Annotated in this window: 12 protein-coding genes; 3 read left to right on the forward strand and 9 right to left on the reverse strand. The window is 41.9% G+C overall.

Features of this window, described 5'->3' with window-relative positions:
* Nucleotides 1-14: 14 nt before the first annotated feature.
* From GSY47_RS26405 to GSY47_RS06160, 6 genes are all read right to left on the reverse strand, one after another.
* Nucleotides 15-254 (reverse strand): DUF6965 family protein, encoded by a 240-nt coding sequence (locus GSY47_RS26405; protein WP_379786702.1) that lies wholly within the window; start codon nucleotides 252-254, stop codon nucleotides 15-17.
* Between the two features lie 57 nt (nucleotides 255-311).
* Nucleotides 312-782, reverse strand: a complete 471-nt coding sequence (locus GSY47_RS06140; protein WP_219071181.1) for a JAB domain-containing protein — start codon at nucleotides 780-782, stop codon at nucleotides 312-314.
* Between the two features lie 268 nt (nucleotides 783-1050).
* A complete protein-coding gene (locus GSY47_RS06145; RefSeq protein ID WP_219071182.1) occupies nucleotides 1051-2367 on the reverse strand; it encodes a PcfJ domain-containing protein in 1317 nt (438 codons plus the stop codon).
* Nucleotides 2364-2744, reverse strand: coding sequence for a Cas9 inhibitor AcrIIA9 family protein (locus GSY47_RS06150; RefSeq protein WP_219071183.1), 381 nt, complete (start codon nucleotides 2742-2744; stop codon nucleotides 2364-2366). Before GSY47_RS06150 ends, GSY47_RS06145 begins: the two co-directional genes overlap by 4 nt.
* A gap of 24 nt (nucleotides 2745-2768) precedes the next feature.
* The gene (locus GSY47_RS06155; RefSeq protein ID WP_219071184.1) at nucleotides 2769-3128 is read right to left on the reverse strand and encodes a DUF7222 domain-containing protein; all 360 of its coding nucleotides are present in this window, start codon (nucleotides 3126-3128) and stop codon (nucleotides 2769-2771) included.
* Between the two features lie 44 nt (nucleotides 3129-3172).
* A complete protein-coding gene (locus tag GSY47_RS06160; RefSeq protein ID WP_219071185.1) occupies nucleotides 3173-3562 on the reverse strand; it encodes a single-stranded DNA-binding protein in 390 nt (129 codons plus the stop codon).
* A 318-nt stretch (nucleotides 3563-3880) separates the two neighbouring features.
* On the opposite strand from GSY47_RS06160, the gene GSY47_RS06165 reads away from it, so the two are divergent.
* Together GSY47_RS06165 and GSY47_RS06170 are read left to right on the forward strand one after the other, a co-directional pair.
* Nucleotides 3881-4315, forward strand: a complete 435-nt coding sequence (locus GSY47_RS06165; protein ID WP_219071186.1) for a DUF1810 domain-containing protein — start codon at nucleotides 3881-3883, stop codon at nucleotides 4313-4315.
* A gap of 114 nt (nucleotides 4316-4429) precedes the next feature.
* Complete coding sequence (locus GSY47_RS06170) at nucleotides 4430-5026, forward strand: AbiV family abortive infection protein (protein WP_219071187.1); 597 nt, start codon at nucleotides 4430-4432, stop codon at nucleotides 5024-5026.
* Nucleotides 5027-5208: 182 nt separating this feature from the next.
* Here GSY47_RS06170 and mobC read toward each other — a convergent pair whose 3' ends face one another.
* Genes mobC through GSY47_RS06185 form a run of 3 tightly spaced genes read right to left on the reverse strand, consistent with a single transcriptional unit; the run spans nucleotide 5209 to nucleotide 8843 of the window.
* Nucleotides 5209-7197 (reverse strand): conjugal transfer protein MobC, encoded by a 1989-nt coding sequence (gene mobC / locus GSY47_RS06175; RefSeq protein ID WP_219071192.1) that lies wholly within the window; start codon nucleotides 7195-7197, stop codon nucleotides 5209-5211.
* Between the two features lie 18 nt (nucleotides 7198-7215).
* The gene (locus tag GSY47_RS06180) at nucleotides 7216-8466 is read right to left on the reverse strand and encodes a relaxase/mobilization nuclease domain-containing protein (protein ID WP_219071188.1); all 1251 of its coding nucleotides are present in this window, start codon (nucleotides 8464-8466) and stop codon (nucleotides 7216-7218) included.
* A complete protein-coding gene (locus GSY47_RS06185; protein WP_219071189.1) occupies nucleotides 8451-8843 on the reverse strand; it encodes a plasmid mobilization protein in 393 nt (130 codons plus the stop codon). Before GSY47_RS06185 ends, GSY47_RS06180 begins: the two co-directional genes overlap by 16 nt.
* A 405-nt stretch (nucleotides 8844-9248) precedes the next feature.
* Here GSY47_RS06185 and GSY47_RS06190 point away from each other — a divergent pair.
* Nucleotides 9249-9529 (forward strand): hypothetical protein (locus GSY47_RS06190; protein ID WP_219071190.1); only part of this gene is annotated, 281 nt, incomplete at its 3' end.

A 9529-nucleotide genomic window follows, 5' to 3' on the forward strand; every position in this document is an offset into this window, starting at 1 on the left:
CGGAAGGATCAAAATTATTCTGAAGCATGCTCCTCGCTGGTCTGCTGGCCTGCTGTTTTTTTTATGTGGAGGTAAAAATCCCTCAGATGCCACCAGGCAGGGCATCGGTCCACAGGGCCGTTAAAATTTCTGATGGTGGTATAACAGCTGTTGAGGAATACCTGCGAGTCAGTAATCTTTGCCCACGCAGTCCACTGCACTTCCTTGGGTGGCGGATTGTTCTCAAAGTATCGTTTTATTTCTTCATGATTCATAGGGCAAAATTACTTAAAAAACAGAACAGACCAAGGGCATGAAAGATGAAAGCGCCCTTACAGGGCGCCTTCATCTGCAAAAGAGTAATAGGTTTCAGGAGTGACGATCAGGTGGTCGAGAAGAGGTATATCCAGCAGTTTTCCTGCCTGATGGATTTTTCGTGTTATATTTCTGTCGGCCTCGGAAGGGAATGTCTTTCCTGAGGGATGGTTGTGGGTGATGATGATTCCGCTGGCGGCGGCTTTCAGGGCTGCCGAGAAAAGCAGGCGCACATCAACCACGACACCTGCAATGCCTCCTGAGGAAACCTCATAGATTCCCAGAACTCTGTTGGTCTGATTGAGCAGCAGCACTTTGAACTGCTCAAAGAATTCTATTTTGCCGGGATCCCAGCTGTCAACAAGAATTCGGTAAGCATCTCTGGAAGAATTGATATAAGGCCTGTCGGCGCTTTTTACTTTGGTTTTATAGATCAGTTCGATTTCTGATACTTTCTGCCAGTCTGTGTTTTGATTTTGATTTTTCATAGCTGCAATAGTTTTAAGATTAATTACAGCACCGCTGCCCGGGCAGGGCTGAGCGAACGCAGAAAGCAACGCAATAAAGCAGGACGAAGCCCTGCATTTATGGGGGAATTTTTTGCGGAGAACCGAAAGCCGTGTCCGAACTTTGTGATGAAATTGACTTAACATTCCAAAATAGCCCCTAAACCAAGACTGCCCCGTTCGCCTTAAAGTGTCTGCGCGCCGAAAAAAAACCGCAGTATAAAATCTGCGGTATTAAAAGTAAAATGGATTAAACCGAAACTGCCTGTTTTTTCTGTTTTTTCAACCGTTTGGCAATCTCAGGCAGGTTTCTTCGGATAATGCCCAAAATCCTGCTATGGTGTTTGGTGGCTTTATTTCGATGCCCTCTGCATTGGATGATTTCCATTTTGGAAAGGGAGATTTCAATGGTTTCAATAGGTCTGTTCTCAATCTGTGCAGACAGTATCAGGGAATCTTTCTTTTTATAATATTCGTTGGTAAATACGCAGTGGTGGAGCGTATCGCCCTCTTCAAGAAAGTCCTGCACACGTTCAAGGACTTTTACGGTAAGGTCTTTATCGGTAAAAGAAAGTCCTAAGAACTGTTTTTTATCGTTTTCATAAATCGGCTCTGCTATCTGTATTTCGGCGCGCATCTGCGCAAGATGTTTCTTTCGCTGAATATCCCTTTTTTTGGCAACAAGCCTGTCATGGGCTTCGTCCAAATTTTCGGGACAGACAAGCGCAGGAGTGCCGAGGTCTTTTTTAAACCATCGGAGCAGAGCAATATAATCCTCCCAAATTTTAATGTCCTGAATCTGATAACCCATTCTTAGACAGATTTTTACTGCCTGCCAGTTTTCACGCAGATGCTGTTCGTGGGAAGTCAGATAATGCGTGAGCATATCTGTTTGCGAACTTTTTAAAAGGGTTTCTGCAATGCAGTCTTTCAAAAGCGCGGTAAAGAGTATCTGCGGTGCAATGCCATGAACAGAGGTCTTGAAACCGTTTCTTTTCAAAAGCGGAATCACATTGAGCTTTGGATAAACCTTGTAGGGATTGATGCGGTACTTTGGGGATTTCTGAAACTCCTTAGGGCGGATTTCCAAAGGGGAATAGTATTTCCATGCATCATAGGCTTGGGAAAAAACATTCGTGCCTCGTGAGATGGTGCGCACTTCCCCTTTGGAACTAATCCAATGCTGCATGACTTCGGTATGGGAATAGGCGGGAAGAACATTCTTTTTCATGTTCTTGTGCGAGCAGATGATGCGCACCACCTGATATCCAGAGCAGGTATCCGTGACAGCAAAGTATTCGATTTCTTTGAAATGCACCTGATTATGCTGAATCATTTTAAGCTTCCCCTGACAGGTGGCGCATCTGATAAACTTCTGACAGGACTGGCTTTGGCTGTCGGGTTTCCACGAATGGGTGCATTGCAGACAATGGAATTTACCCCTTGAGAGCACCGCCCATTTCAGAAAAATATTTTTTTCCGCCCACAGATGCATCTGAGATGTGATAGGCATAAGGGAGGTACTTAGGGAGCTAATTTCTTTTTCTATAACTGTTTTGGGTATCATAAGTCAAAGAGTGTTAGGGTTTTCTGTACAGGTTTCACGGGTTGAACGGTTTCCGTTTTTTGGACTGCGGTTTGAGATACTGCGGGAGCGGTTGAGAATAAGTCCGCCTTTATAGGCGGACTTACTGCTACTCTGCATTGGATAGGGGCAGGCGTTCCAATGCTGTCGTCTGTGTAGTACTTTACCGCCATGTCAAAGATTTCCTGATTGTCAAAAGCGCATTCCCCTGTTTTTTTGACCTCGCCGAAAATGTAGTGGAAACAGCTCTCCAAGTTTTTGCTTTCTTTTTTAAGGTCAGCTGAAAACACGGCATCGTTCTGCGCTTTGCCGTTCAGGTAGCTTTCTATGGCGGTCTTGAATTTTTCTGATGGTTTCATAAGAGAAGATTTAAGATTGAACTGTTATTCAAAAAGCCTTGAATAGAGGTCATAGCAGTATTCTTCAAAACATAGCCAGCATACAAAAGTGTAATGAGGGGCTTGGAATCGGTTTTCTATGGCTTCGCCAATTGCCTCTTCGAGTTCGGTTCTGATATTTTCAAGGTCATCGATATGCTCGATGTAAAATTCTTTGCAGTCTGCGTGGTAGATAAATTCGGAAATCATACCGCTCACGCAACCGCCTTGCTGCAGGTCAAGAAAGAATGATTTCAGCTGTTCTCTTTTTTTTCCATTATAGGAAGTGATGCTTTTGAGGATTATCTCATTAAAGGCATCGGCTACGCTATATTCGCTGTAGTTGGATTTTGATAAGGCTTGCATAATATTGTCTTTAGGCGTGTATAAAAAATAAATGGGTACATGATTTAGAAAGGCAGGTCGTCAGGTTCGTCTTTAGCCGTGCTTTTCTTTTGGACTGCGGGAACAGCTGATGCATTTTCTGTTTTCGGGAAAACCAGTATTTTGATATTACTGGTGTGAAAGGTCAGCGAACCGAGCGCTTTGCCCTCGGCATTGGTGTAGACATTCAGACCGATGCGCCCGAAAAGTTCGACCATAGTGCCTTTTTTAAGCCACTGCGCCATTTTCGAACCCATCCAATACGAGCAGTCGATGTAGGTTACAATCTTTTTAAGTTCGCTAGCCCCTTTAGGTCTATACCTGTCATTGACTGCGATGGAAAAGTTTACCACCTCTCTGTCATTTGAAACTTTTGCCGTTACGGCATCCTTTGTAATTCGTCCTGAGATTTCCATGATGTAAAATTTTAAGTGAATGTTTATCTGTTTTTTCTCAAGCCCCGCATGAAATTTTTCAAAAGAAAAACGGGAAAAAAGAAAGCACAAAATCAAGCATCCGATAAAGGATCCGGAGTGCTATAAGTCCCGAAGGGCGGCAAGGCCGTTATGCGCATGCAGGAGCCTGCGGGTGCTATTTTCGCGGCTCTTTTAATCCGTTTTCATTGAAAATTACCCTGTCCGTTTTTACAGCAGGCAGAACTCCTATTTCAAATGTCAGTTTTGGAAAGGCATTGAAAAATTTTGTAATTTAAATCCATCTTAAACAGCACTGCAATGGAAAAGCAATATGATCTGGACCGTTTTTTAGAGGCGCAGCGGGAAACCTACGGCAATGCACTGAGAGAGATCAGAGCAGGCAGCAAACAGACCCACTGGATGTGGTTTATTTTTCCCCAATTAAGAGGACTGGGCTTTACTGACTATAATATCTTTTACGGCATTGAAAATCTGCAGGAAGCCGCACAGTATTTCAATCATCCAATACTGGGCGCACGCCTTGTGGAAATTACACTCGCAATGCTTCAAATCGAGAATAAAACGGCTCTGGAAATTCTGGGAAGAGCAGATGAAAGAAAACTGAAATCCTGCATGACCCTTTTTAACTTGCTTCCAGATTCGCCGAAATGTTTCAGGGAGGTGCTTGATAAATATTACCATGGAGAGCAAGATGAAAAGACCCAGCAGATTATCAAAGAATCCAACAGCTAAAAATCACTTACAATTATTTTTAATCTACGCAAAATAGCTGCGCACTAAATTCTGTACCTTTGAGAAAGTAAAAGGAATATGAAAAAGAAAATAACAATCTATAAGCTTAAAAAATTGGCTACAGAGTCATTAAAAAATGGTTTACGTCTGCATTTTGATTCAATTTATCTTTATCGAAATAAGTCATATGCATCATCCCTACAACTATCAATACTTGCATTGGAGGAAATAAGCAAGTCTGACTGGATTGAGCATTATTATTATAGTTCCATTACAAACACTGGTCTTCCGGATGTAGATTTTGAACAAAAATGGTTAAAACTACTATATATTCATACCAAAAAACATTCGGCATTTGTTGGGTGGGGCATATGCAGACAATACCGAGAATCTTTTGTTAATTCGTTACGAAGCGGTGAAATTGATCAGTTAAAGCAGGCCGCAACTTATGTTGGGCTAGATCGAATAAACGGATCAATTGCTACTAAGGGTAGGATTATGACACCGAGTAAAATAAAAGCGCAGGATGCCAGAAAAATGGTTTCTGTGATAAATGATTATTTGTTAGATGTCTGCGAAAGAAAGGAATTTCATGAGTTTGCTTACAGTATTGAAGAAAAGGATGCAATTTTAGATGAAATTACAATACTCCGCATTAAGCAATGGGGACACAATAGCGGACTTAGGAAGAAACCATTCGTAAAAAGATAATAGAAAAATGTAATATTAATTTAGTAAAAGAGGAACTATCATAGTTCCTCTTTTACGTTTACAATTCATATTGAAAAGATCTTAACTTTTACGATTTTTTTAAATAACTCTTCTGCTAGATTCACTCTAATAATGTTTCATTGCTATTTTTCTGTTGGGGAAAAGCAATTATACAATAAAGGCTATTTTTCTTTCTTCAAAACCAGTGAGCTAAGAGAAGGATTTTTAATTATCCTTTCTATTTCACTGTGGATTATTTCCTGAATCTCAATTTTAATCTGCAGATAATTTTTCTGGAGGATAACATTATCTATGGTCCGTATGAAGGGAATTTCTTTATAATTGTCCGTTTCTCTTTTGATCTTTTCATGGTCGTTGATGATCTCGCAATGAAAGGTTTTAAGCTCAATTCTGTAGTCGGGGTTATCGGCTGTCATCCCTACAAATTCCCCCGAACTCAAGGATGAAATCTTTGAAGGAGGCACTGCTGATTCGAGCTGTCTTGAACGGCTGATGGAAGTGTCGCTGCTGTTGATCGAGAGGCTTTCGCGGTCCTGCATTATCTTTCCGAAACGCTCTGAGAGCTGTTTGGCCGTATCCCCGCTGACCTGTCCTGATACAATATTTCCAACAATGTTGACAATCACGTCAGCCTGCTCACGGCCGTAATCCTTACGAAGCTGGCTGAAGTCCTGAATCCCCAGACAGGTGCTCACTCTGTTGCTTCTTGCCGTCGCAATCAGACTGTCTATATTGTTGAGATAGATAGTGGGGAACTCGTCAAAAATAAGGCTGCTTTTGAGTTTTCCCTTCTGGTTTACCTGTTTGATGAGACGGCTGACAAAAAGGGAAAGCACTGCCCCATAAGTCTGTATTTTCTGCGGATTGTTTCCCATTGAAACAATTTTCGGATCAGATGGATTATTAATATCGAGGGTAAAATCACTGCCCGAAAGCACATAATAAAGCTGGGGCGAAGAGAGTTTAGCCAGCGAGATTTTAGCCGAAGCAATCTGCCCCTCCAGCTGGTCGACTGCCTCGTTCAGGAACGCACTTACAAAGGGATTGATCAGCACTTCGATTTCTTTTTCGGTTCTCAGAAGAGTGAAAAGACTTTCGTAATCGGTCTGGATCATTTCAATGACATGGGGCAGGGTGCAGTACTCGCCATCGCTGTATTTTCTAAGGTACCAGATGACCGCCGTCAGGAAATTTATTGGAGATTCCACAAAGAAATCTCCCTGTTTTTTGATCCATTCCCGATTGAGCCCCATAAGGATAGTGCGTGCCGATTCAGCAGCATCGGTAATGTCGGTCATTGCCGCTGGGTCCAGAGGATTGCACCTGTGGGTTCTGGATAGGTCATCGAAATTTATGATGTAAAATTTGGGCTCCACGGCATAAAGATGACGGAATTTCAGCCAGGCATTATAAGCAATAATAGTGAGGTCGTCGAACTTAAAATCATAGATGAACATGGAAAAACCTTTAGCGATGTGCTGGGTAATTACATGGCGGATTACGAAGTATGATTTTCCAGATCCGGGAGTTCCTGGAACCAGAATCCCGCGGAAGGGATTTATGATGTTAATCCAGCTGCTGCGCACTTTGTCTTTGAGGTGATAGCGGGCAGGAAGATTAACGGAATACTCATTTTCGATAAGCCTTTCCTCTTGAGGGAAAGTTTCATTTTCCTTATTGAAAATATCTGCTGAGGAGAGCTTTCTGCGGATAATGCGAGAGAGTAGGGTGCCGCTGGAAAGCGACAGCAGATAACCCAGAGAACACAAGGAAATATACATAACAGAACATACTTCAGTATCCGCAAATATTATAAAAGCGATATAAGAACCAAAGTAAAAAATCAGTCCAAGGCCGATATAATAAAACGCGGTTTTAAAATGCAGTTTTTCATCTTTTCTTCCTCTGGCGCCCATAAGGGAAATAACCAGCAGTCCAAGGGCAAAAAGCTTTGATTTATGGAAGCTCTCCAGAAGGCCGGTTCGATGGATATTCTCCAGAATTCTGCAGGCAAAATCAGGCGCAAGGTTCCACTGCCTGAACGAATCGAAGCAGTAAAAATAAAAATGGATGAGCAACACTGCGATGCCCATCAGTCTTGTCATGTCTAAAATCTTTCTAAGCGCCTGTTCATTTTCTCCTGTCTGCATGCTCATGATTTCTGCCTGTTAATTGTTATCGGAAGGTCCTTTTCTTTTTCTTTTTTTTCGCTTGTTTTTAAGCTGTTTGGGAACGTAATCTGACGGTGTTCCTGCATACAGCACATCATCAATTATCCGCTGCACCTCGGCTGCGGAAATAAAAGATCCCTGACTCTTAGCTGTTCTGTCTAAAACAGCCGACTGTTTTCCAAATTCAGAAGATCCGCCAATACGCTCAAGGAGTCCTTTGGCTGCATAAGCAGGTCCCAGACTGCTTCCGTTGAATACGCATCTTGTGTTATGATCTATGTAGGTCATGCCGTAGATCAAACCGTTCTCATTTTTTCTGGCTACAGCGGTGATACCCTGATTAGCCAGCCGGGTTTCAAGCTGCGAGAGCGTGATGGAAGGGTATTTCAAGAGCAGCAGATCCACGGCATTTCGGGTTCTTTTCATGTTTACCGCACGCGAAGTTTTGGACGCAGCAAAATTAATTTCAAGCTGGGAAAGGGTAGGCTTGGAATAAAAACTGCTGGCTTTTATCGGAACCCCGACAGTCTTTTTATTCCCGTCCAGAATCTGGTAGACCAGCCCTTTGTTCTGAAACATTTTTGAATTTTCCTTTCCCCTTTCTGCCTTGACGTTATAGAGGTTCAATACTGCGTTGAGCTCGCCCAGCGTGGTATATTTGTAATTCGGAATGACCGCATTCAATACTGAGCTGATGGCTCTTTTGGAATCCATCGCCCCATATTTTATTTTTTCCGCATCAATGGCGTTAATAAGCGCAGGACTCTGTTTTTTTCTCGAATCTGCCCGAATCAGATTAAAAGAGATTTCCAATTCTTTCCGAGCCGATTCAGACTGGTTTCTTCCAATGTTGTGCATGTTGATCCTTGATCCGTCTGCTCTAACATTTATCGAAGCAATATGGATATGCGGATGTCCTGCATCGTGATGCTGATAAACCAGATAAGGCTGCGAGCCGAATCCAATTTTCTCCATATAAGAAGAAGCAATCTGCATGAGTTTTTCTTTTGATAAATCCGTGTCCGAGCGGTCAAAATTCAGTGAGATATGCACTGCGGAGCGCTTGATATTTTCATTGAGCTGAAGCTGTTTTAAAAATACGCCGATCTTAAAATTTTCTGACATTTTTTCAAGATCCATCGGATAATTTCCCTCGCCGATGCACACAGCACAGCCTTGCGAAACTTTGTTCTCATTGTAGAAGAAAATGCCTCTTATCGATTGTCCTGTATTTATGACTGCAACCATTTTTGAGCGAGATTTTCAATGCTTTTTTTTATTTCTTCAATGAGGGAAAAATATCTGTTCCTGTCTGATTCAAAAGACAATATCCATATTCTGAAATCGGAAATTTCAAAAAGGGTATGGAGTTTTTTAACGCTCTGATTGAAATTATTGCCCATGAAATTCAGCTGTGTCCGTAGCTGGATAAGCTCCTGCAAAAGCTTATCTAATGACTCATTTCTGTACTTCATTACAATGGGTTTACGCAAGAGATTTCTGCGCACAAAATCACTGCGTTTGCGGCAGACTGATGCCTTGAAATTTTTATCAATAAAATCCAATTCTTCTTTGGTCAGCCGGATGTGGAGCCATCTGTTTCTGCCGCTGTTTTGCTCTTCCATAATCTTCTCTTTTTCATTCTATCCATTTCATTATATCTGAAAGTTTTACTGCCAGCGAGTTCCGAGCAGATGGGCAGCAAGATTTTTGGTTGTGATACAACCAGACATCTTGCTGACTGCAGAAAGCCGCAGTACGAAAGCTTTAATAAAGCCCCTTAGAGCCATATTTTAAGTTTATGTGAAGGTCTTACAGTTCCTTAATCATGTAAACCAGCTGCTGTTAATCTTCACCCTTTAATCGCGCACTAAAAAAGGGCTTTGAAATTCAGTATTGGGCTTAAGATAGAGCTAAATTAGAAAAGGATGGCAAGCCCTGCAATCCTCCCCAAATTTTGAGTAGGGTGAATAGGGAAGATCCTTTTTAATTTTACACTGAGCTAAGTATTAATTTTTAAATGATGAATTATGATTACAGCAAATGATGTAGCCAAAGTATTTGAAACCATTTTAAGTACACCAGGAATGAATGAGACTGTGAAAATGGATCTGAAAATTTCACGAAAAAATGTGCTCCTGTTAAGCCATCTCATACAGGATGGTCTGAAGATCAGGGAAGGGTCTTCGATGCTTTTAGAGAGTGTAAGTGAACAGAGGAAAGCAGAACTGGAGAGCCTGTCAGAGGAGTTCCTTCAGAAAGCTGGTCTTATAGACGTTCATGAAAAACTTGCAGAAATCAGCGCTTCGAT

This window comes from Flavobacterium quisquiliarum (assembly GCF_019308285.1).
Classification (GTDB): Bacteria; Bacteroidota; Bacteroidia; order Flavobacteriales; family Flavobacteriaceae; genus Flavobacterium; species Flavobacterium quisquiliarum.